Source organism: Aquimarina penaris (assembly GCF_040786285.1).
GTDB lineage: Bacteria > Bacteroidota > Bacteroidia > Flavobacteriales > Flavobacteriaceae > Aquimarina.
Genome location: NZ_JBFMKQ010000002.1, coordinates 288,293 through 313,589 on the forward strand (window position 1 = coordinate 288,293; position 25,297 = coordinate 313,589).

The 25,297-nt window shown below is 34.8% G+C and carries 28 protein-coding genes; 4 read left to right on the forward strand and 24 right to left on the reverse strand.

Annotated features, from left to right (window positions below):
• Positions 1-39 precede the first annotated feature (39 nt).
• From ABW637_RS10915 to ABW637_RS10940, 6 genes are all read right to left on the reverse strand, one after another.
• Positions 40-678: a chymotrypsin family serine protease gene (locus ABW637_RS10915; protein WP_367584725.1), complete on the reverse strand. Its 639-nt coding sequence runs from the start codon at positions 676-678 to the stop codon at positions 40-42.
• A gap of 22 nt (positions 679-700) precedes the next feature.
• The gene (locus ABW637_RS10920) at positions 701-1,456 is read right to left on the reverse strand and encodes a hypothetical protein (protein ID WP_367584726.1); all 756 of its coding nucleotides are present in this window, start codon (positions 1,454-1,456) and stop codon (positions 701-703) included.
• Positions 1,457-1,629: 173 nt separating this feature from the next.
• The gene (locus ABW637_RS10925; protein WP_367584727.1) at positions 1,630-2,664 is read right to left on the reverse strand and encodes a hypothetical protein; all 1,035 of its coding nucleotides are present in this window, start codon (positions 2,662-2,664) and stop codon (positions 1,630-1,632) included.
• A gap of 896 nt (positions 2,665-3,560) precedes the next feature.
• On the reverse strand, positions 3,561-4,073 hold the full coding sequence (locus ABW637_RS10930; protein WP_367584728.1) for a DinB family protein: 513 nt from the start codon (positions 4,071-4,073) through the stop codon (positions 3,561-3,563).
• 242 nt (positions 4,074-4,315) lie between these two features.
• A complete protein-coding gene (locus ABW637_RS10935) occupies positions 4,316-4,735 on the reverse strand; it encodes a hypothetical protein (protein ID WP_367584729.1) in 420 nt (139 codons plus the stop codon).
• Between the two features lie 47 nt (positions 4,736-4,782).
• A complete protein-coding gene (locus ABW637_RS10940; RefSeq protein WP_367584730.1) occupies positions 4,783-5,547 on the reverse strand; it encodes a cyclase family protein in 765 nt (254 codons plus the stop codon).
• Positions 5,548-5,725: 178 nt separating this feature from the next.
• On the opposite strand from ABW637_RS10940, the gene ABW637_RS10945 reads away from it, so the two are divergent.
• Complete coding sequence (locus ABW637_RS10945; RefSeq protein WP_367584731.1) at positions 5,726-6,271, forward strand: hypothetical protein; 546 nt, start codon at positions 5,726-5,728, stop codon at positions 6,269-6,271.
• An 11-nt stretch (positions 6,272-6,282) separates the two neighbouring features.
• The gene (locus ABW637_RS10950; RefSeq protein WP_367584732.1) at positions 6,283-6,654 is read left to right on the forward strand and encodes a GerW family sporulation protein; all 372 of its coding nucleotides are present in this window, start codon (positions 6,283-6,285) and stop codon (positions 6,652-6,654) included.
• 62 nt (positions 6,655-6,716) lie between these two features.
• Here ABW637_RS10950 and ABW637_RS10955 read toward each other — a convergent pair whose 3' ends face one another.
• From ABW637_RS10955 to ABW637_RS11000, 10 genes are all read right to left on the reverse strand, one after another.
• Positions 6,717-7,349: an NAD(P)-dependent oxidoreductase gene (locus ABW637_RS10955; protein WP_367584733.1), complete on the reverse strand. Its 633-nt coding sequence runs from the start codon at positions 7,347-7,349 to the stop codon at positions 6,717-6,719.
• A 73-nt stretch (positions 7,350-7,422) separates the two neighbouring features.
• Positions 7,423-8,211, reverse strand: coding sequence for a helix-turn-helix domain-containing protein (locus ABW637_RS10960; RefSeq protein ID WP_367584734.1), 789 nt, complete (start codon positions 8,209-8,211; stop codon positions 7,423-7,425).
• 451 nt (positions 8,212-8,662) lie between these two features.
• Positions 8,663-9,088, reverse strand: a complete 426-nt coding sequence (locus ABW637_RS10965) for an SRPBCC family protein (protein WP_367584735.1) — start codon at positions 9,086-9,088, stop codon at positions 8,663-8,665.
• Positions 9,085-9,462 carry an ArsR/SmtB family transcription factor gene (locus ABW637_RS10970; protein WP_367584736.1) on the reverse strand — a complete coding sequence of 126 codons (378 nt, stop codon included), beginning with the start codon at positions 9,460-9,462 and terminating at the stop codon, positions 9,085-9,087. The genes ABW637_RS10965 and ABW637_RS10970 overlap by 4 nt, the downstream gene beginning before the upstream one ends.
• Before the next feature lie 264 nt (positions 9,463-9,726).
• Positions 9,727-10,809 carry a hypothetical protein gene (locus tag ABW637_RS10975; protein WP_367584737.1) on the reverse strand — a complete coding sequence of 361 codons (1,083 nt, stop codon included), beginning with the start codon at positions 10,807-10,809 and terminating at the stop codon, positions 9,727-9,729.
• A 60-nt stretch (positions 10,810-10,869) separates the two neighbouring features.
• Positions 10,870-11,385, reverse strand: coding sequence for a hypothetical protein (locus ABW637_RS10980; RefSeq protein ID WP_367584738.1), 516 nt, complete (start codon positions 11,383-11,385; stop codon positions 10,870-10,872).
• Positions 11,386-11,396: 11 nt separating this feature from the next.
• Complete coding sequence (locus tag ABW637_RS10985) at positions 11,397-11,681, reverse strand: UBP-type zinc finger domain-containing protein (RefSeq protein WP_367584739.1); 285 nt, start codon at positions 11,679-11,681, stop codon at positions 11,397-11,399.
• A gap of 1 nt (position 11,682) precedes the next feature.
• A complete protein-coding gene (locus tag ABW637_RS10990) occupies positions 11,683-13,347 on the reverse strand; it encodes an FAD-dependent oxidoreductase (protein ID WP_367584740.1) in 1,665 nt (554 codons plus the stop codon).
• A gap of 3 nt (positions 13,348-13,350) precedes the next feature.
• Positions 13,351-14,187, reverse strand: coding sequence for an aldo/keto reductase (locus ABW637_RS10995; RefSeq protein ID WP_367584741.1), 837 nt, complete (start codon positions 14,185-14,187; stop codon positions 13,351-13,353).
• Positions 14,188-14,191: 4 nt separating this feature from the next.
• Positions 14,192-15,580 (reverse strand): ATP-binding protein, encoded by a 1,389-nt coding sequence (locus ABW637_RS11000; RefSeq protein ID WP_367584742.1) that lies wholly within the window; start codon positions 15,578-15,580, stop codon positions 14,192-14,194.
• Between the two features lie 172 nt (positions 15,581-15,752).
• Here ABW637_RS11000 and ABW637_RS11005 point away from each other — a divergent pair, with 172 nt between their 5' ends.
• Together ABW637_RS11005 and ABW637_RS11010 are read left to right on the forward strand one after the other, a co-directional pair.
• The gene (locus ABW637_RS11005) at positions 15,753-16,559 is read left to right on the forward strand and encodes a class I SAM-dependent methyltransferase (RefSeq protein WP_367584743.1); all 807 of its coding nucleotides are present in this window, start codon (positions 15,753-15,755) and stop codon (positions 16,557-16,559) included.
• A gap of 149 nt (positions 16,560-16,708) precedes the next feature.
• On the forward strand, positions 16,709-18,070 hold the full coding sequence (locus ABW637_RS11010) for an FAD-dependent oxidoreductase (RefSeq protein ID WP_367584744.1): 1,362 nt from the start codon (positions 16,709-16,711) through the stop codon (positions 18,068-18,070).
• A gap of 8 nt (positions 18,071-18,078) precedes the next feature.
• On the opposite strand, the gene ABW637_RS11015 is transcribed toward ABW637_RS11010, so the two are convergent.
• The 8 genes from ABW637_RS11015 to ABW637_RS11050 form a co-directional block, all read right to left on the reverse strand.
• On the reverse strand, positions 18,079-19,446 hold the full coding sequence (locus ABW637_RS11015) for an aldehyde dehydrogenase (RefSeq protein WP_367584745.1): 1,368 nt from the start codon (positions 19,444-19,446) through the stop codon (positions 18,079-18,081).
• 42 nt (positions 19,447-19,488) lie between these two features.
• Positions 19,489-20,424, reverse strand: coding sequence for a sterol desaturase family protein (locus ABW637_RS11020; RefSeq protein ID WP_367584746.1), 936 nt, complete (start codon positions 20,422-20,424; stop codon positions 19,489-19,491).
• Positions 20,425-20,563: 139 nt separating this feature from the next.
• Positions 20,564-21,430, reverse strand: coding sequence for a hypothetical protein (locus ABW637_RS11025; protein WP_367584747.1), 867 nt, complete (start codon positions 21,428-21,430; stop codon positions 20,564-20,566).
• 139 nt (positions 21,431-21,569) lie between these two features.
• A complete protein-coding gene (locus tag ABW637_RS11030; protein WP_367584748.1) occupies positions 21,570-22,001 on the reverse strand; it encodes a VOC family protein in 432 nt (143 codons plus the stop codon).
• Between the two features lie 33 nt (positions 22,002-22,034).
• Entirely contained in the window at positions 22,035-22,991 is a 957-nt protein-coding gene (locus ABW637_RS11035; RefSeq protein ID WP_367584749.1) for a YybH family protein, read from the reverse strand.
• Between the two features lie 93 nt (positions 22,992-23,084).
• The gene (gene rluF, locus ABW637_RS11040) at positions 23,085-23,951 is read right to left on the reverse strand and encodes a 23S rRNA pseudouridine(2604) synthase RluF (protein ID WP_367584750.1); all 867 of its coding nucleotides are present in this window, start codon (positions 23,949-23,951) and stop codon (positions 23,085-23,087) included.
• Positions 23,952-24,037: 86 nt separating this feature from the next.
• Complete coding sequence (locus tag ABW637_RS11045) at positions 24,038-24,877, reverse strand: alpha/beta hydrolase (RefSeq protein ID WP_367584751.1); 840 nt, start codon at positions 24,875-24,877, stop codon at positions 24,038-24,040.
• Positions 24,874-25,242: a cupin domain-containing protein gene (locus ABW637_RS11050; protein WP_367584752.1), complete on the reverse strand. Its 369-nt coding sequence runs from the start codon at positions 25,240-25,242 to the stop codon at positions 24,874-24,876. Before ABW637_RS11050 ends, ABW637_RS11045 begins: the two co-directional genes overlap by 4 nt.
• Between the last annotated feature and the right edge of the window lie 55 nt (positions 25,243-25,297).

Consider the following 25,297-nt stretch of genomic DNA (forward strand, 5'->3'; position numbering starts at 1 on the left):
TACGTACATTAATAACCGGATTTAGACTATCTATCTTTTTTAGAATCTTATTTGAAGTGCACTTAATACATTTTTAATAGGTATTGCATATGCCTTGTCTGTTAAGTTTCTAGAATTATCAGGTTCTCCTCCTCGATGTAATGCTACAGCCTTAAAATTTTCTTCGTCGGTTACCCATAAGGCTCCAGAATCTCCACCTAGAGAAATTTCATCAACATATTTATCAGGATTAGATCTTATGATTACCGTATTTCTGTTAACATCATCAATAATTCCATAAGTATTACCAGTTCTTTGTCCAACTTTTTGAACTTTCATTCCCTTTACAGGTTCAACATAGTCCTTAATTTTTCCAGATAATCCATAGATGCTATTTTCTAGATCATATGTTCTATTAGTTAGATCTAATTCGAATACAGCAAAATCATTCGATTTTCCCTTGCCACCTTTTCTTAGAATATTTCCGATAATATATTCGGTTGTTCTTTTTTTTCCAGAGGGTTGTATTACACTAAAACCACGTCTTTTTTTTAGAATGTGTCTGTTGGTGAGACCTAATGGTTTTCCAGTATGTTTGTCAAAAACGATACAGCCTAATGTCCCAATTCCATTTTTTCTTTTGCTTTGAATTTGAATCCCACCAATTAATACATCAAATTTTTCTTGTAAACTACTCATTATGATTAAAGTTTCTTCTATGTTAGTTTTTTGATGGTAGTAATTGTGGTGTAACCACTACGCCTTCTTCGTTGTCTTTTGCTAATCTGATAATATTATCTACAGCGTTAACGACCTTTGCATAATTCTCAACATCAAAGTTAGAACCTGTAGGCAGGGCGTCAATTACGCTAGGTCCAACAATTCCAATAGTAGAGATGGTATATGCTACTTCTGCTCGATTAAGCTCTACATTTGCAGCTAATTGCGGTAATGTTAGGTTAACCCCTCTTTTCTTTTTGGTAATATGCAAAAATAGCCTTGATCCTACTCCGTATTTTCTCGATTTTCCATCGTCGCATTGAACTTCTTTGTGTTGAACAAAATCAATCATTAATAGCATTTCTTTTTTGCCTAGACTTCCTCCGCCATAACCTAAAGCATCTAAGTTAACCGTAGTGCTTGATGTAAATTTGTAAAAATATTTTTTGAGTCCGCCTGTTAGTTCTGCCATATTTGTGGGTATGGCCCCACATGTGGTAGTAATCGCTTCAGTATCTGATTTGATAAAATTGGCACTTAAGTCTAAGTTTTTATAGGTATTTATAAATGTTTCATCAAGTAAAATTTTTTCTTCAAATGCTAAACTATCCACGTTCTGTACTTTTAGCGTATCAATAATATAATTATGCCCTTGTATTTCGAATTCTCCTTTAGGCAATTCAGGACATTTCTTTTCTTGACAAGCCGCTATCAAAATTATTACGGCTAACATACTTATTACATTATAATTTTTCATTTTTAAGTTATTTTAATTGTTTAGCATACACTATTGCATATTTACTCCTACTAATCTACCTCAATATTTCTAACATCCCGATGAGGGAAACCGTAAGCATCGTAAGAAAGTTTTTTGTATGGGGGATAGAAAAACCTGAGCTAATTATTGTGGTAGATGCCTTATAGGTCGGTTTAGTTTACATTGGGTCTTAATACGCCTCTGCTTCCAAAAATGTATCCTGCGATGGTACCTAATAAAGTACCCAGAGTTTCATTTCCAATTTTTGCACCCGTACCTAGTATGATAATGGTAATAAGCATAAAGGCCATACTAATCACTTCGACAAGAGAGCGTTTTTCGATAATTTTGCCGGCTATTTCGACTTTAAAAAAGTATAAGCCCATAAATAATACCACCAAAGCAACAATCATAAGATACACGGCATTAATAAGTTTAGTATTTATTACTTGCTGTCTGTCTTCTAATAAACTTTCTAATTCTACCAACTGTTTTTCTGTTTTATCGTTATCATCGTTTAGAGATTGTACTTTTTCTTTAATTTTTTGGGATACGAAATCAATAATACCTAACTGAAATGTTTTGTATTCGTTAAAAAGCGCCTCCATTTTTGAAAGGTCAAGGGCTTCAATTTCTGATTTTAGTTTGATAATTTCTTCTTTTTGAATCTCTATGGTCTTATCCCGATATCTAAAACTCCAATATCTGTTTAGTACCGGTAGGAATTCGAGATTAGGCGAGGTTTCAGATTTTTTGTCCAGTGTTAAGGTTTCTATATATGCCGAGTACTGGGATTTACCATTATTATAGGAGTACTCATTATAATACAAGGCTCTTCTTATATCTTTTCGTATAAAATTGATGATGTCTTCATAAGGCGTTGTAAGTTGCTCTATCGAAGTGTATTTAATTTTGCCCGTTTCTAATTCGTCTTTAATCTTGGTTAGATTCGTTTTTAGGACTTTGAGCCTATCTTCAATCTGATCTTTATTAAAAATAACCTCTTTTAATTTTTCTCTTCTTTTTTGGGCTATTTGTAAGAAGTCTTTAAATAGTTTTATCTCTTCTTCCGTTTTATCATGATCTTGATTTAGTTGATTATACTGTCGTTCGATAGCGAGTCTGGATTTTGTATTTTCGGGCTCTGTTGTTTTACCTTCTGCGCATATACCGATGAGCAAAAGGATAGTCATGTAGTACCGTTTCATTTTTGTGTGTATTTGTTCTATATCCTAGAAGTTAATAATCCCCTTTTGTTTCCTTTTCAAAATTATGAGTATTCGGTAGGGGATTCAATACCCAATGGTGGGGATATTTGTGTCCTTCGGCAGGTTCAGGACAGGCTTATTGAAGTTCTCAGGGTTCTGGTTTCAGGGTTTCAGGTTTGAGGGTTTTGGGTTTGAGGGTTTTGGGTTTCAGGTTTCAGGTTTTCCTTCAAAGGGCTTAGGGTATAGTATAGAAAACAAAAACACCGGTAGAACACCGGTTTTTGCTATGAAACTGCTTAAATCGATTAACTTTTTTGAAGAAAATTCTTACGCAATTATAATGAGTTTGTCGATCTGCCAAACACCCTGTATGATTGATTCATTTACACTTATACAAGGTTATTGTACTAAAAATACTGTACTCTGCTTGTGGTGATCTTACATGTTTATTAATTTTAGTAAACAATTTCTTTTAGTATTAATCTATTATGTAACTACTAATTATTGCACTATTGATGTATGGATAAGACCTTAATGTATATGATCTTTTTTATTGTTATTCTAGTTTTGTTTTGGGCAATGCCTAACAAGAAGATTGATACAATACGCAAGCTTTTTACATCTTTATTACAGGTGCTACCTATCACAAAAATAGCAGAAGCTTGTATAGTGTATTTCAAAAATAAAAATACTTCAAAAACTGAATAAACTATATCTTTTGAACATGCAGAAATGTTTTTCTGTGCGAAAGGCATATATCCTGTTTATATTGCATATAAATTGCGCCCTTCGACAAGCTTGTCGAAGGGCGCAGAGGTGACAGGTAAAATAAAGAAAACAAAAACACCGGCAGAACACCGGTGCTTTTATGAGGACATTATAAGGGAAGGAGTGATTTATACGCTTTCGAGGGTCATTTGCTCTTCGTACGATGGGCCGTATAGTCCCGGTACTGGTTTTCCGTTTGCTCTTAGGTAGGCGATTAATTCTCCTCGGTGGTGATAGAGATGATTCATCAAGAATCCTCGAATAACCCTACTTCTTGGCATGGCAGGCATTAGTTCAATTCCTTCTTTTTTCATGGTCCATAGTTCCTTAAATTTTTCTTCGGGATAATTTTCTAAACTTTGTACAGCTTTGCTAATATTTTCTTCTAGTTTTTCTTTTATCGATGACATGTTAGAAATATCTCCTTTGTCGTATGTATAGGTACTCATCTCCAACACGTCTTGGTTTAAGGTACTGTCCCACCAGCTGTATATTTCGGCTGTATGGGCGGCCATTTGACCAATGGTCCAGTTAAACTCATTGGGTTTGTAATCTAATACCTCATCGGGTATGGCATCAAATAATTTTCGTGTGTTTTCGGCTTCAAATTGAAGCTCTCCTAATAAAGCTTGTCGTATCATTGCTGTGAAATTTAAAGGTTAGTAAGCCTCTATAAGATACGATATTAATCACCTTAGCATCGCTAATAAAACACTAAAGTTTGATGTGTAAAGTGTTAATATACAGTGTTTTTGTTCTTTTGTAGATTGGCTTTGGGCTTGCCAAAGGTGGAGGAGCATTGCATAAAAATGTATTTAGGAATACCTTTTTGATACCGCTGGATTAGGGATGACCGGTTAGGAATAAAAATTGAAAACTAGAGCTACGCTTTTTTATTGTTTTTGAAGTACATCATTAGGGATATGACCAAAAGGATAAACGCTATACCAAATCCGAAAACACCGATGTTGATACCCAGGATCGTGTTTTCGCTACCGTCTAAAAACTTCATAGAACCACCATACATATCTTGCAATGCAAAAGCGATCAAAAAACTACCGGTAATAACCATACTTAGTGTCGAACTCAAAAGTACTTCTCTTTTTTTCCAAACTAACCACAGGCATAAGATCCCTATACTGGTATTGGTAAAGAGCTGCCATACTTCATGAATACGGGCGTGGGGAGTCCAGTCGGGATTAAACACATGGGTGGTATTAATTTCGAGATAGGGGACAACGATAGCATACAAAACGACACTAAACGTAATCGCAGTTTTTTGAAGGGTGAGATTGTTTTTCATGATGAGTGTATATACGAAGTTAAGGTGTTTTTAGCATGTAAATCATTTTAATCGTCTAGAATGGCTACCACTCTTGCAGGAGCAGCAGAACCACCTTTAATTTTTATAGGAAAAGCAGCCACTTTAAAGCCTTGATAGGGTAGCGCATCTAGGTTGGTAAGTTGTTCCATATGGCAATACTCGCGATCAACGCCTACCAAATGAGCTTCCCAAAATAATTCTGGATTGTTATTCTTTTTAGCTTCTTTAATTAAAAAGGGTAGTGGTAAATCCCAACCCCATTGGTCGATCCCCATTACTTTTATTCCTTGGTTGATGAGCCACTCGGTGGCCTTGGCACTCATGCCGGTTCCTTTAAGAAAGAAATCTTTGGTGCCCATGTATTGATCTCTTCCGGTTTTTATGAGCACGATCATATTGGGTTGTAGGGTGATATTTTCTTTGTCAAGAAAGGTTTCGATGTCTTTAACTGTGATGGGGTCATAATCGACTTTGTGTTTCATATCGATTACTACTCCTTGCCCAAAACACCAATCCAAAGGTACCTGATCAATAGTTTTGGCGGGTTTGCCTTCGCAAGTAGGGCCATAGTGCCACGGAGCATCGATATGAGTGGTAGAATGAACCCCCATTTTTTTAATGCTATCATCTGCCCAGCCTATAAAACCTTTCGGAAACAATCTAAAGGGTAATCCTAAATATCGAATTAACCATTTGGCTTTGCGATGCGGTTTGTGCTTGATTTTCACTTTCATGAAAAAAGGATCGCCAGGGTTGTATTGTATGGTTTTGGATAAGTCAATTATTTTCATGTTGGTTGGTTGTTTTGTTATCTGTGTATACACAAAACTAAGGGTTTTTTTGGGATATCAAGAGGTGATGGTTAGATCTATAAATGGTTTGCAAAATTTAACAAAATTAATGGCGTAGCATGACTAATGTCATTGTTATTCTATTCTTTTTCAGCTTCTTTCGAAGAAAAATCAAATCATGTGGTTCCTGGTATTCCTTATCCTACTTTTAGCATTGATTATGTATGTGCTGTTTGCAAAGATCGAAGTATATATTAATACCAACCAGAATCAATATGAAGTACAACTGCAAGGTCTGGCCACGGCAAGTGTAGAAGAACATGAACAAGAATTGTTACGTATAAAGTTGAGGGTCTTTCTATTGAATTTTTATTTCTATCCGCTTAGAAAAACCCTTCGAAAGACTAAGGATAATAGCCTTCGGCAAGCTCAAGCAAGCAAGAAAGAAGAAGTAAAGAAGACAGAAGTGAAGACTAGCAAGAAAGGCAGTAAGAGGTTTAGCTTCAGAAAAATTATAGCGATTTTAAGAACATTCAAAGTAAAAAGACTGTTGCTGGATATAGATACTGGGGATGATATTCAGAATGCAAAATTATATCCGATTTTCGGATTTATGAATCATTATATAGGAACATTCACTATTAATTTTGAAGGAAAAAATCAATTGATAGTGCAGGTACATAATAGACCAATATATATTATCAAATCATTTATAAACCAATAAAACATACAATCATGGAGTTACATTTTGAAGAATTATTAGGGCAAATCACAGATTTTATAAAAAGTGAAGCAAAGACAGAGACTGTTGTTGGTGATCCTTTTGACTTAGGAGAGTTTAAATGCGTACCCGTAATTAGAGTGGGTATGGGATTTGGCTCTGGGGGAGGAGAAGGAACCGAATCGAAATCCAGAAAAGGCCAAGGGGTTGGTGCAGGAGCAGGAGTGGGTATCGAACCTATTGGCTTCTTAGTAACCAAAGGAGATGAAATTTCATTCTTAGCAGCCGGAAAAACAAGAGGCCTGGCCGCCTTGTTTGAAAAAGTACCCGATATGATCGAATCTTTTGCCAAAAATAGAGCTAAAGGAGAAGAGGCAGCGGTATAAAAAAAATGCTCTACGAAGTAAGAAGGCTTCGTAGAGCTTTATTTCTTCTACACACATAATTTTTAATAGGATAATCCTGGTGTTTGATGCATATAGCTTTTATTGCCAACTTGTTTCAGAATAAAATCGGCCACATCGGCTCTTGAAATTTTAAGCTTTACCGATCTGTCATTTGGGCTAAATCCATGCAGGTAATCCTCTGTTTTTTTGCCATCGGTAAACGCCCCGGGTCTTACGATTGTCCAGTCTAAATTACTGTTCTTAACATAGTCTTCTTGTAATTCGTGATCCAGGAAAACTTGCTTTAAATACCAACCAAACATAATGTGTTTCCAGAAAAAGTTGAGGTTATTATTACTCTCACCCGTACCTAGAGTACTTTGGCAAATCAATCGACTAACACCACAATCTTTCATGGCTGCAATAATGTTTTTTGTTCCTTCTGATCGAACGGTACTTTTTCTGCTTTTTCCGGATCCTAGTGCTATAATAACTACATCCTGACCTTTAACTGCATTTTGTACATCGATAGGGTTAACTACATCTCCTTCGGTAGTGCTTAGATTTGGGTGTTTAAATTCACTTAGTTTTGAAGCATCTCTACAAAATGCCAATACTTCATGTCCTTTTTCGAGTGACTGCTCTATGAGATGTTTACCTATGGTTCCTGTAGAGCCAAATACTATAACTTTCATAATTTTTTATTTAAGATTATGAGACAAAAGTAATTACGGCCCAACGGTAAAAATTGAACAAAACCGACAAAACCTAATGAGTGATCATCTCTTTTAGATAATAGGAGGGAGTTTGGCCTGTATACTTCTTAAATGTTCGAATAAAATGAGACTGATCAGAAAATCCACTGTCGAGGCCAACTTCAATCAATCTATCGTAATTTGTTTCGTTAAGTTTATGCAAGGAACACTGAAATTGTATAATCTTTGCAAATTGTTTTGGTGTTAGGCCAACTTGTGTCATGAAATTACGTTCAAAAGTACGCTCGGTGACATACAATTTTTCTAATAGCTCTTTTATCTTTATTTGTCCGTTATGCCGAAGAATAATTGAGATCGCTTGTTGAATCCTATCATCCTTAGATTCTTGATTTGAAGTAATTAATTCTTGCATTAAGTCAGAGATAATAGTTACCCTCTCATTTAAGTTATTACAGTTTGTAAGTTTTTTTCTGAATGCCTCAACATCGATATGATCTAATTGAAGCAGATCAAAACAGTCATCATTAAGTTCTTTAGGATCTACTCCTAATAGATATTTGGAAGCAAAAGGATACAATTGAACAACCACAAAACTAAACGGTCCCTTAGCATCTAAAGAGACAGGTTCGAGTGTCTGGCCATATAAAAAGAGTTCTGATAATTTCTTTTTTCTGGGAAGTAAATAAAAACCGTTTTTAGATTGTTGAAACATAATGCCCGGATATCCATCTGCGTATAATGGAATATTGGTATGCGAAGTGGGCTCATCATTTTCTTGAACCATAATACAATTAATAAAAGGCTCTAAGTCTTTTCGTACGATAAACTCCACTTTCTTCATGATAGCTGATTTTTACATTTTACAAGACTCTATGAAATAAAGATACATCTTTCATTTTTCTAACCCTTTTATAAGTACTAATGATAATCATTATTGTAAAAAGAATAGTGCAGCCGGTAAGATATAAAAATAGAGTATTTTGTTCTTGATGTAGAACATATACACTACCTATTGTGCATTTAGATGTTTTTTAACCAAACTCCGTCAATTCGAGTGCTTCGACTTTAGGCGAAGTGTACTTCGACTGGCTCAGCAGAGCTATCGAGAATAAGATTATTGGTTAAAAAAAGCTTTGTCATCCTGAGCTTGTCGAAGGATCGATACCTACCCATCCGGCAGGCGGGCATTTTGTCTTCTGTCATCTCGAGCGAAGTCGAGAGGTCATTACGCAAAATACTCGAATTGACGCTTTTTTTGTAATGATTTTCCTAAATGCACAACGGGTATACACTTACTGTTTTGCTAAATAATCAGGTAAAAGTTTTGTGAGTAATGCTGTCCAGCCTTCTTTGAAGTTTTTGATGTCAAAATCGGGATTGTCCTTGGCGAAGCTTTCAATTTCGGTATGAGTTAGTGTTACACGAGTTTTGTTTTCTTCTACTTGTAAATCAAAAGTTACCAAAGAGGTGCCTTCAAGATTTTCGTACTCCCAGCTATACTGAAGTCTTTTGTAGGGGATTACTTCGGTGATTTTACACAAATGCAGATAGGGATCTCCGTTTTTGCCATGACCTATAAATTGAAATTCGAATCCAACTTCTGTCTTAAATTCAGATACATCAAAATACCATTTTTTCATTTCGTCCTTATCGGTCAATGCTTTCCAAACTGCTTCCACAGAAGCATCATAAGTTTCTTCAACAACTACTTTTTTCATTTTTGTTTTTTCTTTTTAGTTAGAGGTTTAGTACTATTTACAGATGGATCTGAAGCTGTTTTAGACTCAGCTTCTACAACATGTTTAAGGGCTTGTAGTTTTTTGGTCCAGAAGATGCTAAATTGTTCTGTCCATTCATGAACTTCATTTAGTTTCTCGAGTTTAGCTTCACAGATTCTTTGTCGACCTTGCTGTTTTATGGCGATAAGATTACATTCCTGAAGAATTTTGATGTGCAGTGAAACTGCCTGCCTGCTCATATTAAAGTTTTCCGAAATAGCATTAAGATTCATACTTTGATTGGCTAATAAACCAATAATCTGTCGTCTCGTTGGATCCGCAATGGCCTGAAAAACATCTCTTCTTGTGTCCATGATATTATCTTTATGCAAGTATTTGCTTGCAAATATAAGTGCAAGTATTTACTTGCGCAAATTTTTGTTTAAAAAAATCAATAAAGTCTTTGATACACTTTGTGTTAGGTTGTGTTTCTTAGGTATTAGAAACCCGAGTAGATAATTTAATTTTTAGTTTTTGGTATTTAAAATTGCCGATTGGTCGTTTGGCAATTTCCATTCGCTTAGTCTTTTAGCCTAACTTAAAAATATACTTTTTAATATGTCATTTAATGATTACCCTTACCGCTTGGCACTTTCATACAAATATCTAGCTGCTGCATCTCCGATTTTTTTATGATTATGGCCTGTGTTAGGTACTATTTTTAACTCCCAATTAAAATCGAGTCCCATTTCTTGAGCTTTTGTTTTTGAGTACTTAAAAAAGAATGTGCCTCTTTCTAATCGATGCAAGCCTTGTTTATCTACAGAAACAGAGTGTAATAACGTTCCTCCTTTTTCGGTTGCATTATCAAGTTCACCAATCATTACAATTAGTTTCTTTTTAAATATCGATGGAAGATGTTCTACATGAAAAGGAGCATTCTTTACTCCAAAGGGAAGTATAAAATCATTGCTAGGTAAGGTATAAAAACCAGAGTTTCCTGCTATGATATATTTTGCTTTGGACTCTTTTTGAAAAATGGCCATACGGTGCAAGATCTGTCCACCTGCAGAGTGTCCAAAAATATCATAGGTTGTTTGTGCGGATTTTAATTTCTGAACAGTAAGATCAAAGACTCTATCAAAATCATTAAAAATCCATTCATCTTGATTCTCATTGATCTTGAAGGTGAATTTACTTTCATCCATATTCGCCACATTTGTATTTTCTACATACTCAATACTATTTTTTATATCCAAATCATGCATAATTCCGCACAGGTGATACGCACCAAAATCATATTCTTTTTCTGGATACATTAGGGATAGAATCAACACCCCGTATTTTTCTGATTCTTCAATCCACGCATTTCGATAACTATCTCCATTCCTTCCTGCACCAGGAACAACAATCAAAATTCTGGATTCTGGGCGATAATTTTTTGGTTTGTGGTAATACACTTTTATTGTTTTTTCCTTGTTTCCAACTCCACCATCTATCAAAAATTCACCAGAACCTTCATTAATATTGATAGCATTTACTACGAGTTCTTTTTTTGCTTTGAGCTCACTTTTTTTGATGAGTTTCATATTACAATGTGGACAGACTCCAGGCTCGGAAAAAAAAAGTGCATCACACGATTGATCACAAGGTGTACACACATATTTGCCATCTTGTTTTTGACAAGCAATACTAAGTACCATAAAAATGAATATTGACAAAAAGGACTTGTTTTTCACTTGTTTATTTTTTAATGACTATGGGTTTCAATTCACCGAAATCTATTGCTTAACATACCATTTAACCGAAAAAGTAGCCTGACCATGTCCTATTATTTCTCCTGTTACTACGTTTCGCATCATGGTATCTGATTTGCCATTACTGCCAGCGATTAAAGACCATTCTAAGTTTTCTTTTAGCGTAACTGTCTGGTCATCAAAGCTGGGTGTTTGACCAATAATGGGGTCAATTTGGGCAAATACGATAGTATCACTTAAAACCGTCAAGAATTTGGCATCGGCAAAATGCTCTACCTTTTTTGTAGGGTCACTTTTTCTTTGTGATGACCAGTAGATGCGTATTTGTTCCCCTGATCGTGCAGATTTAATGAGTGTCTCTATTTTACCCTCAATAGTTTTTCCGTCTTTATCATTGTGATAAATAAGTTTCCAATGGCCGCTATCTTGAGAAAAACTATTGAATGATAACCAGAGGAATACTACACATGCAAGTGTTTTTTTTATTATATATTTTCGATTAGTGATCAATTGAATGAACGAAAAGAAATTATATCCCATTTCTTTAACTATTAATACTTAATAAACGATTTATGCTCATAACACCAGGCCCAGTTTTCTTTAGGTTCGGCAGAAATAATAACTGCATGATCGTTATGCGATTGATAATGATGACTTGCGTGCTTATTGGGCGATGAATCACAACATAGGGTCACTCCACATTCCTGGCAGGTACGCAAGTGTACCCAAGTGTCACCGTTTTTTACACATTCGGCACACTCATACCTCGTACTTCTTTTGACACTCGAGGCATCAAAATTTTCTAAATGTTCGCATATTTTTGTTCTTAGTTTCATATTATATTTCTGCTAGATATTCGTGTACAAATTTAATGGCCATAGCACCTTCACCAACGGCAGAAGCAACTCTATTCATAGCACCAGCTCGTACATCGCCAGAGGCAAAAATTCCGGGACTACAAGTTTCTAATAAGAACGGTTCTCTGTTTTTTTTCCAGACTTTTTTGAAGTTATCATATCGCGTTAGGTCTCTACCAGTTTCAATAAACCCTCTTTCGTTTTTTATAATGTCTAATGCAATCCAATCGGTATATGGGCGTGCTCCGATAAATATAAATAATGCATCAGCAGGGACTTCCTTAACTTCAGAAGTTTCACTATTACTAATTTCGAGAGCGGTTAAGCGTTCATCTTTTCCTATTGCTTTGGTTATGCTAGTGTGTCCAAGTAGCGTAATATTATCAATGTCATCAATTTGATCAATTAGATAACTCGACATACTGTTACTAAGGTCTTTTTTACGAACAGCGATGTATACATTTTTTGCAAATTTTGAAAGATATACGGCAGATTGCCCTGCAGAGTTACCACCACCAACGATATATACTTCTTTATCACTGCATGCTTGTGCCTCAGTCATCGAAGAACCATAGTATATACCTGCTCCTGTATAATTTTCGATACCTTGGGCTTCTAGTTTTCTATAGTTAACACCAGTTGTAATGACTATACTTTTAGAGCTGATACATTCGCCGTTACCCAAAGTAATACTTTTATAACCATCTTTCTCAGAAATAGAAGTTACTTCTTGCGGAGATAAAAACTCGATCCCAAATCGCTTAGCTTGGGTAATGGCACGATGGGTTAATTCTTGTCCGCTTAATCCATTAGGGAACCCGAGATAGTTTTCAATTCTCGAACTGGTTCCGGCTTGCCCACCTGGGGCATGTTTCTCAATAAGTAGGGTTTTTAAACCTTCGGATCCTCCATATACGGCTGCAGCTAATCCCGAAGGTCCTGCGCCAATAATCACTACATCGTATAAGTTGTCTTTAGGATGTGCATTTAGGCCTAAAGCCGTTGCAAGTTCAACAATACTTGGGTTTTTATAACATTCCCCATCTTGTAAAGAAACAACGGGCATATCTGTTGTTTTTAGATCATAGAGCTCTATAATTTCTTTGGCTTTATCACTGGTTTCTACATCTAACCATTGAAAAGGGAATAAATTGGCAGATAAGAAATCCTTAATATCATGTGATTTTGGTGAAAATTGATAGCCCAATACTTTAATACCATCAAACTCTGGTAGAAAACTCATTTGCCACACATCGAGTAAGTCGTTAAGCGTTGGGTATAACTTTTCTTCTGGTGGGTTCCAAGGTTTGGTAAGGTAATAATCTAGTTGTACATCATTAATAGCTTTGATAGCTGCATCGGTATCAGAATATGCAGTAAGCAGTACTTTTTTGGCTTCGGGATAGTGTTTCTTGGCTTTGGCCAAAAACTCTACGCCAAGCATTTCTGGCATTCGTTGGTCTACCAAAAAAAGAGCTACGACTTCATTTTTCTTTTTAAGATCTACTAATGCTTCTAGAGCATCATTTGCAGATTCGGTACTCATGATTCTGTATTCCTTGCGGTATTCTGATTTTAAATCCCTGGTTACTGCTCTTAACACTTGCGGGTCATCATCTAGTGCAAATATGATTGGTTTTTTCATGTTTTAAAAATTGAAATTATTGGGATCCGGCCCGTTTCGATGGTTTTTATCTAAAGCATCAATATAGCTCATATCTTCATTTGATATTTCAAAATCAAAAATATTGCTATTGGTAACGATACGTTCTTTTTTTACTGACTTAGGAATAGTAATTACCCCTTTTTGAAGATTCCACCGTAAAACAATCTGAGCCACTGTCTTATTATATGTATTGGCCAGATCATCTAATATGGATAATTCAAATATTTTTCCTTGCATCATGGGTGACCAGGCTTCGTATTGAATATGATGCTGCTTACAAAAATCGATTAAACTCTGTTGAACAAGATGCGGATGAAATTCCATTTGATTCACCATAGGAACTATTTCAGATTTCGCCATAAGATCCTCTAGATGATGTTGCATAAAATTACTCACTCCGATCGCTCGTATACGTTTTTCTTTGTAAAGTGTTTCTAAGGCTTTCCAGGTATCCAGGTATTTATTTTTAACTGGCCAATGTATTAAGTACAGATCCAGATAATCAAGTTGTAATCGATTAAGACTTTCTTCGAAAGCTTTTATGGTAGTATCGTATCCCTGATCCGCATTCCATACCTTACTAACCACAAAAATCTCCTCTCTAGGTATCGAACTAGAATGTATTGCTTTTCCTACACCTTCTTCATTTCTGTAAATGCTGGCGGTATCGATATGACGATATCCAGTATCTAATGCCCAATGTATGGCATCAATAACTTCATTATCGTTATCTGCTAAATACACGCCTAATCCCAGATAGGGCATGTGAACACCGTTATGCAATTGAAAAGTGCCTTTTATGTCTGTTATACTATTCATTGTTTTATGTTATCGGTAAACACACAGTAAATGTGGTTTTTCCTTTTTTTGATGTTACTTCAATGTCTCCGTTATGTTGGTTAATAATACGTTGCACTACTTCTAATCCCATTCCCGTGCCTTTACCAATGCTTTTGGTGGTAAAGAATGGGTCAAAGATTTTAGTAAGATGTTCTTCTGTAATTCCTTTTCCATTGTCAGCAATGTCAATTTTTACAAAATCGTTGTCTTTTTGCGTTTTTATTTCTAGAGTGCCAGAATGTTCCATGGCATCAATGGCGTTATCGATAAGATTGGTCCATACCTGATTGATTTCGCTCACAAATATCTTAGGTTGCGGTAACTCATTTTGAAAGTCTTTTTCTACCACAATATTTTTCTTTTTTAGCTTGTGATTAAGCATCGTAAGGGTACTTTTGATACCAATATGTATGTCTGTAGCTACCTTTTCGGGGGCACGATCCATATGTGTGTAACTTTTAATGGATTGCACCAGACTTGCAATACGATCAGAAGCTTCTTCAATTTCGTCTACCATTTTTTCTGTAGTCAATACATTTTCTATCCACTCTATGGCACTAGCGAAATTATGATTTCCAGTAGTTTTGTAGATTTCTTCCATGGCAGGAATACCCATACAAAAATCGAGTAGCGTTTCGGTAAGTTCAAAAGCATCATCTACCCCATGATCTTCTAGCCATTCTTCTAGTTCATCTTCTTTCTCATTACGCTCGGTAAGCTTCATGTTGTTTTCAGGGCGGTTATTTATTTTATCAAAAAGGATGTTGTTTAGAATATCGACTTCTTGTTCAGAAATCCTAATTGAAGTCACTTTTTTAAATTTTTCGGGAACATTACCGAGATGCTTTTTTAATGCCTTGGCACTTCGTAACATTGCTGAAGCTGGATTGTTAAGTTCATGTGCTAAACCTGCAGATAATTTACCTAAGGCCATCATTTTTTCTGATTGCACATTGTTTTTAGTAAATTCTCGTACACGCGATGTCATATGGTGAACCAGACTTTCGGTAAGTTCGTAATGATTTGCAACCATTTCTTTAAAGAATGATTTGTCTAGAAATAAGACTTCGGTATCTTCGATTACTTCACCATATCCCATTGCAGAACTCATTCTTGAGAAGGGAAGCAGTCCTGTAATTCCATTTTTCGTGATTTGGTCAAATACCTTGTAGTTCCCGTTTTGTTCGAACTTAATTTCTAACCTTCCTTCAAGTATAATAGAGAGTTTGTCAACAACATCTCCTTTTTGAAAAACATACTCACCTTGTTTAAAGGATTCAATCTGCGATTTCTCAATTAACCAATCTAATTGTTTATCAGGAACATGAATAAAGTCTGGTATTTCTTTGAGATGTTGTGCGGTAATTTTCATCTTCTAAAATTAATCAATAAAAAACCACTTGTAAACCGTACAATTCTTAAGGTTTTTATAAAATTGGTTTATGGGCATTAAGAAGAGGGAAAGGGATCAAGAATCGGTTGTCTGTAATACGCTTTGTGAAATAAAAATTCTTTATATTTCATAAGCTATAATTAATCTACATATGATTTCTGAAGAATTTGATCAATATTTTGAAACCAATAAACAAACTTGGGATAAAAAAGTAGATGTCCATGCTAAAAGTGATTTCTATGATATCGAATCCTTTAAAAAAGGAAAAACCTCATTAAAGCACTATGAATTAGAGGCACTAGGCAATGTTTCGGGTAAATCATTGCTTCATCTACAATGTCATTTTGGACAAGATACTTTGAGTTGGAGTAGGATGGGAGCAAAATGTACAGGTGTTGATATTTCTAAAAAAGGAATCGAACTGGCAAAACAGTTAAACGAAGAGCTACAGCTTGATGCAAAATTTATTTGCTGCAATGTTTTGGATACATCTCAGGTTGTTAAAGACCAATTTGATATTGTGTATACAAGTTATGGAGTTATAGGTTGGTTACCTGATCTGAAACCTTGGGCAAAAATGATTGCCGAGCGATTAAAACCAGGAGGAACTTTTTATATGGTCGAATTTCATCCTATAGTTTGGATGTTTGATTACTTAGAAAATAAACCAGAAATAAAATATGGGTATAATCAAAGCGAGGTGATTTATGAAGAGTATCAAGGAACCTATGCAGATACTAATTCGAATATGATTAGTAAAGAATTTGGATGGAATCATGGTATAGGCGAGGTAATTTCTTCTTTATGCGAAGCTGGATTAAGAATTCAATATCTTGAAGAACATGATAAAACACCCTATGAAATATTTCCTGGTTTGATAGAAAAGGAGAAGGGTATGTTTGAGACTGAAGATAAATTGTACCCTTTGATCTTTACTATCAAAGCAATAAAGGGATAATTCGGCAATATTTGTTATTTTTACCGAAGGTTTTAATGTTTGCATAAGCTTCTTAGATAATATGGGGCTTCCTGTTGGAGACATTAAGACTCGAATCTTCTTATGATTCTATATAAAAGTTCCAACGGGTTGTGAATCACAATTAATTTATGCAAACAAAAAATATAGCTATTGTAGGAAGTGGCCTTGTAGGATCACTGTTAGCACTTTACCTAAGAAAACGTAACTATCAGGTTACTGTTTTTGATAGAAGACCAGACATTAGAACAGTTCAATTTAGTGGGCGATCTATTAATCTGGCGATGTCTGTACGTGGTTGGAAAACACTAGATAAAATAGGAATTGGAGATGAGGTGAGAAAATTGGCGATTCCAATGGATAAACGAACGATACATGTAACGGGAGAGCCTGTATATCATCAATATTATGGTAAAGATGGGGAGGCTATTTCTTCGATTCCCAGAGGAGTATTAAACAGAAGAATGATTACTATTGCCGAAGATGCCGGTGTAGTTTTTAGATTTAATGAAAAAGTTTGGGATATCAATTTGCCTGAAGCAAAAATCTATACGGGAGAAACCGAAAAGAGTGAATGGAAAGAGTATCAATATGATATGATTTTTGGATGTGATGGCGCCTTTTCGAGAGTACGACACAAAATGCAGAGAAGAAGTAGATTTGATTATTCTCAAAAATTCTTAGACACCGGATATAAAGAACTAGGGATTCCTCCTAATCAGGATGGAACCCATAAATTAGATAAAAATTCTCTTCATATTTGGCCTCGTGGTAAATTTATGCTTATTGCGCTACCTAATTTGGATGGTAGTTTTACCTGCACATTGTTTATGCCGCATGAAGGCGAAAATTCTTTTGAAAAGTTAGCAACAGACGATGAGGTTACAAAATTTTGGCAAAAACATTTTCCAGATACTATTGGTTTGATGCCAACATTACTCAAAGATTTTAAAAATAATCCAACTAGTGCATTAGTCACCATGAAATGTTACCCATGGACGTATTGGGATAAAATTGCTTTAGTAGGAGATTCTGCGCATGCTATTGTTCCGTTTTATGGCCAAGGTATGAATGCAGGTTTCGAAGATATCTCTATTCTGGATGAAATTATAGACACTCATGGCGACAATAATTGGCAAGATATTTTTGAAGCATATCAAGAATCTCGTAAACCAAATGCAGATGCAATCGCCAAACTTTCTTATCGCAATTTTATAGAAATGAGCAGTAAGACAGCGGATCCTGATTTTATTATGAGGAAAAAGATTGAAAAACAATTTTCTGAAAAATATCCAGATAAATGGCTACCGCTATACTCTAGAGTAACGTTTAGCCATAGGCCCTATGCTGAAGCTCTAAAAACCGGAGATCAACAATCTGCCATCATGGATAAAGTAATGGAAATGGATAATATCGAAGATATTTGGGATACCAATGAGGTAGAGCACTATATTCTTACTCTTTTAGAGGAGAAATACTATGTAAAAAAATGATAATAGTATTAAAGTCCTATAAAACGTTTTAAGAAATTAAGTTTCTTTGTACTGTATGGTGAGTACTTAAAGTTAGGTTCGATCCAAAATGGTTTTTGCAAAACACTTTTATAATGCGAAAATGTCTCAAAACCATATTTTCCGTGGTAATTACCTATACCACTATTTCCAACACCACCAAAAGGAAGAGTTTGTTCTGTAAAATGCATCATAGCATCATTTATGGCACCACCGCCAAAAGAGATTTCATTTAATACTTTCTTTTTTACAGTACTGTTTTTTGTAAAAACATAACATGAAAGCGGTTTAGATAAGTTTTTTACTTTTTCGATAGCCTCTTCGATAGTATTAAATGTAATGACGGGTAAAATAGGGCCAAAGATTTCATCCTGCATTACTTTGTCTGAGAATTCAACATCTTTCATTACCGTTGGAGGTATAACTCTTTCTTCTTTATTTCCACTACCACCAGTATACACCTTATCAGAATCTATCATATCATTAAGTCGATCAAAATTCTTTTCATTAATGATTTGAGTGTAATTATCATTGTCAACATGGTAATCTGATTTCTCAATGTGCTCTTTCATAGCCGATAAAAGCTTGTCTTTGATACTGGATTCTACCAAAACATAATCTGGAGCAATACAAGTTTGTCCTGCATTAAGAAACTTAGCCCAAACTAATCGTTTGGCTGTCATATCAATATTTACATCTTTGGTAATGATAGCGGGGCTTTTTCCACCTAATTCGAGGGTAACAGGGGTTAAATGTTTAGCAGCAGCTTGATAGATAATTTTCCCAACAGGAACACTTCCGGTAAAGAATATCTTATCAAATTCAACATTTAATAATTCGGTTGTTTCTTTTACACCACCTTCAACAACTTTAAAAAAGCTAGGCTCAAAATTTTGATTGATCAACTTAGCCATTGTTTCAGCTGTACGTGAGGGTACTTCACTAGGTTTAAGGACCACGGTACAACCTGCAGCAATTGCAGCTATAGCAGGGCACAAGGATAGTTGGTACGGATAGTTCCATGCGCCAATAACCAAAATGGTACCATAAGGCTCTGGTATGATATAGCTTTTCCCCGGTAAATTTGCCAATCCGGTAGACGCTTTCTTTTTCTTAGCCCATTTTTTAATTTTTACTAGTGCAAGATCAATCTCGTGATAAATTATAGATAACTCTGTAACGTATGTTTCGAATTCAGATTTTTTAAAATCTTTATAAATAGAGTCATATAGTAATGCTTCATTTTTTTTCAAAACATTTTTTAAACGCTTCAATTCTTTAATTCTAAAAGATACATCTTTAGTTGCGTTTGTGTTAAAAAAATGACGTTGCTGATCTATAATTTCCTGATAGTTCATAGTAAAATTGTCAATAGATTATGAAAAATAATGAAGCTAAAGTTACGCTTTTTGCTTATTCAATTCTAGCTCACGTTGCATCTGTTTTACGGTAAGCGTGCTACCATCATGACTCCATCCAGGTGGGCCAAAGATGTACATAAACTTGTGATACCAATTTTTGGATTTCTTAGTGTCGTTCCAAATATCTTTATATTCATGTGTGAGAATAACCCATGGGTTATATGAATTAGGTGCATGAGTAACACCATATTGTACTTCGATATTTTCATCGAGTTCTTTCCAGGTTCCAAATAATTTATCAAAAACATTAAGAAATCCTCCATGGTTTTTGTCCATGTATTCTACATTTTTGGCATGATGTACCTGGTGCATGGTATGGGTATTAAATATCTTTTCTATGAATCCCATTTTTGGGATATATACAGAATGTAACTGAAATTGCCATAATGCTTCTATTCCTAAACAAACTACAACCATTTCTGGTGGAAACCCTATTGCTGGTAACCACATATAAAATAGAGGTTTGTATAGGATGGTAAACCATCCATTACGAACTGCGGTTCCCAGATTAAAATTGTCAGAAGAATGGTGTACAATATGCGCGGCCCATAAAGCTCTAACCATATGATTCTGTCGATGAAACCAGTAATAGGTAAAATCATCCAATAACTGACAAGCTAGCCATACATACCAAGCATAACCAAAGGATTGCCATCCCATGATATTGGTACGTATACCGTCGATTTCTGGATTAAAAAAATCATATACAAAGTTAAAAATTACAATTGCAGAGATTGTTTTAATCAAAGGGGCCAATAATGCAGAACCAACACCCATAAACAAACTAGCACCAAGATCTTTCCATTGATAAAGGTTTTTGTGTTTATGGTCGTGAGTTTTGCTGTATGTAAGTTCTAATAATATTAGTCCGAGAAAGCAAGGTACTCCATAGACTAAGGGGTTAGTAAAATCCATTTTTTTTTCAATTCATAACAAGGGCAGAAGATAGTAAGATTTTTTTAGTAAACCTTTAACAATTTGATTCTATTATCGAAATAACCATTTTTTAACTATTGTATAAGATTTTTTAATATATACTTACAAATAAATCAGGTTAAAGATTACCTCCAAGCGCCTCATATGCAGCAAGAACATTTTGTATTGCTTTTTTCTCCGTTTTACTTATCGTTCTTTTGTATATATCATCTTGACCAACAAATTTCATCTTAGCACTTTTGCCTGAAGCAATTTTTTTAATCAATAACATATCATCATTCTTTACAATGCGATCTAACCATTCTCTTTTTCCACCTGATTCTTGTTTTGTCTTAAATTCTCCTTCGCTGTTTTCTTCTATTTCAAAGATTTCGCCATCTACGTTTATTTCAATTCTTTCTAGATACAACCATTTCTTTTTAGAGAAGTAATTTATGGATAATCCTAACCAGGGTTTCTTTTCTTTTTTACCTATGTATGTTTGTATATAATTCTTTGTGCTTAATTTAGTCGAAGATTTATCAGAGTACCAAGTAACATGATCATTGATGTCATATTTCTTTTTCATTTTGGCTAGCGCTTTTTTATTCGCTTCGCTGTCTATATTATCTTCTTCTTCAGTTACATCTTCATCTTTTTCTTCGGTTACCTCTTCGTTACTTTCTTGTTTACTTTTATTTCTGGCTGTTTCTAATATTTTTTTCTCGACTTTTTTTAATAGGATTTTGCCTTTTTTGTTTTCATTAGAATTAACATATTTAGCTTTAAGGGTCATAAGCCTTTCTCTACTCTTTATGTAATCTGCAGCATCATAATACTTATTTGCCTGATCAAATATTTGGGCTGGAGTAAGCTCACATTCTGCCAGTTCATTTTTTAATTTTTCATTTTCATTTTTTAATTTATCATAGTCGGCTTGAGGAACACCACAGCTTATAAAAAATAGTAAGAATAAACTATAGCCTGTTAATGTAATGTTTTTCATGAATAAGGGATTTAGTGATGGTATTTGATATCATGTATTGACTCTCAAGATACTAAAAAAGCATTAACACTCATAATATTACGTTAAAACCATATTTTTTGAAGCCTTTTGAATAATGGATAAGGCTATATAATTAGCATTATTTGGTAAAAATCTGCGATGTATCCTTAAATGATTTAAATTCTAATGCATTACCGCAAGGGTCATAGAAAAACATAGTTGCCTGTTCTCCAATTTCTCCTTTAAATCGTATATAGGGTTCTATACTAAACTGTATACCTTTTTTAGATAACTTATCTGCAAGATCTTGCCATGTATCCCATTCTAAGAGTACTCCAAAATGAGGGACAGGAACATTTTTACCATCGACCAGATTACTATGGGTTTTTTCAGCATCTGGGATTTCCTTGTAATGGATTACTAGTTGATGGCCGAAAAAATTAAAGTCCACCCAATGATCACTACTTCTGCCTTCTTCTAATTCTAAAACTTCATTATAAAAATCTCTTGCTTTTTTTAGATCATCTACAGGGATGGCAAGGTGAAACGGAGATATTGTAGTCGTATTCATGATATAATGCTAATTAAAGTGTAGTATTAATAATTAATCTTTTATTCTATTCCAAATGTCCAAATACATTTTCCACTGGCCGTCTATTTTTTTCCATACAACTACGTACTTGCCTTTGTAATTGATTATAGTCCCATCATCTTTTTTGTTTTTGCCTTTATATATTCCATAATCATGTGCAGTATCACCAAGTATTACAATTTCTTCTGGGATGATTTCGTGTTCGATTGGGGTGAACCCAGAAGACCCAGACCATCTCTTTTTTATAGCCTGATACCCACTGATAATAGGCGTGTTATTGGGGAATATTTTTGCATCGACTGTATAGGATTTTGCAATAGCTTCATAGTCTTGCTCGAGATATGAAGTAGAAAATGCTTTTGCGGCGGCTCTTATTTGCTTTTCACCAGAAAGTTTTTTTGTATTCTTTCGTTTAATACATGCTATTTCCCATGTTGGATACGAAAAAGATTCATCTGTATTCACCCATTCTCCTAACCATTTAAAACCATTTGCATTGATGTCGTAAAAATTGATTTTATAAAACCCATCCATTCCATTGGGGGCTTTTTGCTTTCGATATAAAATAATTTTATCATCTTTTTTATTTCCTTCCCAAGCAGAAAGAACAGATGTAGGAGTAGCCGAAGAGTAGTAATGTACATACCACCTGCTACTATCTGCAATAAATTGCCTGATACTACCTGCATGTTTACCATCTTCTTTAAGTGTTTGATCTTGTACACCCATGCCATTCATAATGTATTTAAACTCCCATGTCATTTTGTTTGGTTCTGCCCATGTTTTATCCTTATTACGTCTTTTGGATATACAATCGCAAATACCTATTAAGGGTTCGAAATCAAGAATTTCTTTGGGTGCATTTGGGTTAGGTTGCCCAAAAGGATAATCAACAGAAGGTTCATACGTGCCTTGCCCCCATGTAATGGTGTAAAATAATAAGAACAGTAAAAAAACTAATGGTTTCATCTATTGAAGAATTTATTGGTAAAGTAATTTACCTATTTTGGAAAAACAATAAATTCTTATAATGTAAAATTAGGATATAATTAACAGCACAACTTAGCTTCTGCGATCTCTCCGTTTTCTTGTTGCAGATTTTGTAGCATCTTTTTTTATAGGATGGTTTCTTTTTCCTTTACTGATGTTCAAAGGCTTTGTAGTGGCCTGATGTTTTGGTTTAGAGTTTTCTATAATCGAGGCTTCCTCGGTTTTGCTAGAATCTCCTACATCGGTATTGATTACTTTTAATTCTTCCTCGGTTAGATATCGCCATTCACCAACGGGAACATCTAAAGAAACATTCATTATTCGTATTCTTTTTAAACGAATTACATCATATCCTAAATATTCGCACATTCTACGAATTTGGCGATTAAGACCCTGGGTAAGTACAATTCTAAAATCGTATTTGTTAATTTGTTCTACCTCGCATTTACGTGTTATAGTGTTAAGAATAGGGATGCCATTACTCATTCGTTTAATGAATTGAGGACTTATCAATTTATTTACGGTAACCAGATATTCCTTTTCATGGTTATTCCTGGCTCTAAGAATTTTGTTTACAATATCGCCATCGCTTGTTAAAAAGATGAGTCCTTCGCTCGGTTTATCTAAACGCCCTATTGGGAAAATACGTTTGGAGTAGTTGATAAAATCAATGATATTATCCTTTTCATTTTGTGCTGTAGTACAAACTATCCCAACAGGTTTATTAAAGGCGAGATACACATGTTTCTCCTTGGATTCGCTTATTAATTCACCGTCAACATGTACTATATCTCTTATGGTGACCTTAGTACCCATTTCTGGCACTTTTCCATTGATGGTTACACGCCCTTGATCGATCAATTTATCGGCTTCACGACGAGAGCAATATCCTACTTCGCTAAGGTATTTATTAAGTCTGGTTTGTTTAGAATTTTCCACATGCAAAGGTGGTTATAAATTTTGTAGTTTCAAAGTATAGAATACCATCACGCACTCCGTAGAATCAGTCATAATTTTTTTGAGATTTAAGCTTTTAAAAAATCTATAATCATAGTGTCTACTTCGTCAAAGAATAAGGAATGACCATAATCTTCGGTAGCTATAAAATGCACTCCATTCCAATTTTTTGAGATGGCTTCTGCTTCGGCATAGGGTGCAACATCATCATTTTTGTCATGAATCAATAAACCTTTATGAGTAAGGTTTTTTACAAATTGCGGTGCAGAGAACTCTTTAAAATAGAAACTATGTTTGTTTTTAAAATATTGATCAAGTGCTTTCATGAATTTAGGAGAGAGTTTTAATATTTCTTGATATCCTTTCATGATCCTGGCTAATTCTCCAGGAGGTGCTAATACAATTAACTTCTCTATTTCCGGGCTTGGGTAGGTATATTGATGAAATATGGTTGTCATTCCGCCTACCGAATGACCTAAAAGATGATTAGGGCGATATAACTCTACAATTTTTTGAAGGCATTTGGTATATAGAGGGACATTGAGAATCTTACCAGAAGAGTTTCCATGTGCCGGAGCATCAAATGCAATTACATTATACCCTTTTTTGTGTAGTTTTTGTATAAGTCTTTTCCAACGATGGGCATTGCTTTCCCATCCATGGATCAATAAAATTGTTTCTCCTAAACTAGACCATCTATAGGTTTGGATTTCTAGATCTTCTACAAGGATAATTTCATCTTCGGCATCTTCAAGAAAATCTTCTTGTTCGGGTAATATTTTGCCTTTTCTGGGGGTGCAAAACAAGATGTATGCCTTATTTAATGCTTTTTTTTGAGAAAAAAAGAATAAGAACTGGATGTATTTTCCAATTAAAGTAGGCAGATATTGTTTAAATTTTTCTCTCATTCATCTTCTCGGTGAACAGTTTCTGGTGTAAATGCAGGAAGACAAATAGCAATATACTCACATTCTTGATCGAAAGGATTTGAATATTGAATTCTTGTATTTTTTTTAATTTTTATGGATTGGCCAGATTCTAATAGTAATTTCTCACCCTCTATTATAAATTGCTTTTTACCGCGAATAATATAGGTATATTCATCAAATTCGGGAGTTTGAAAAGGTTCACTCCAGCCAGGAGGGGCAATCATATGTGCAATACTAATTTCAGAATTACTATCTGTTGCATTGCCAAAATGCTCTTCTATCAATTTCCCATCTGTTGTAGGGACAATGAACGGAGATTTTTGAATGATGTATTTTTTTGCCATGTTCAAAAGTATGAGATTTATTTGGAATATACAGTTTAGGGTACCGTATTCAATA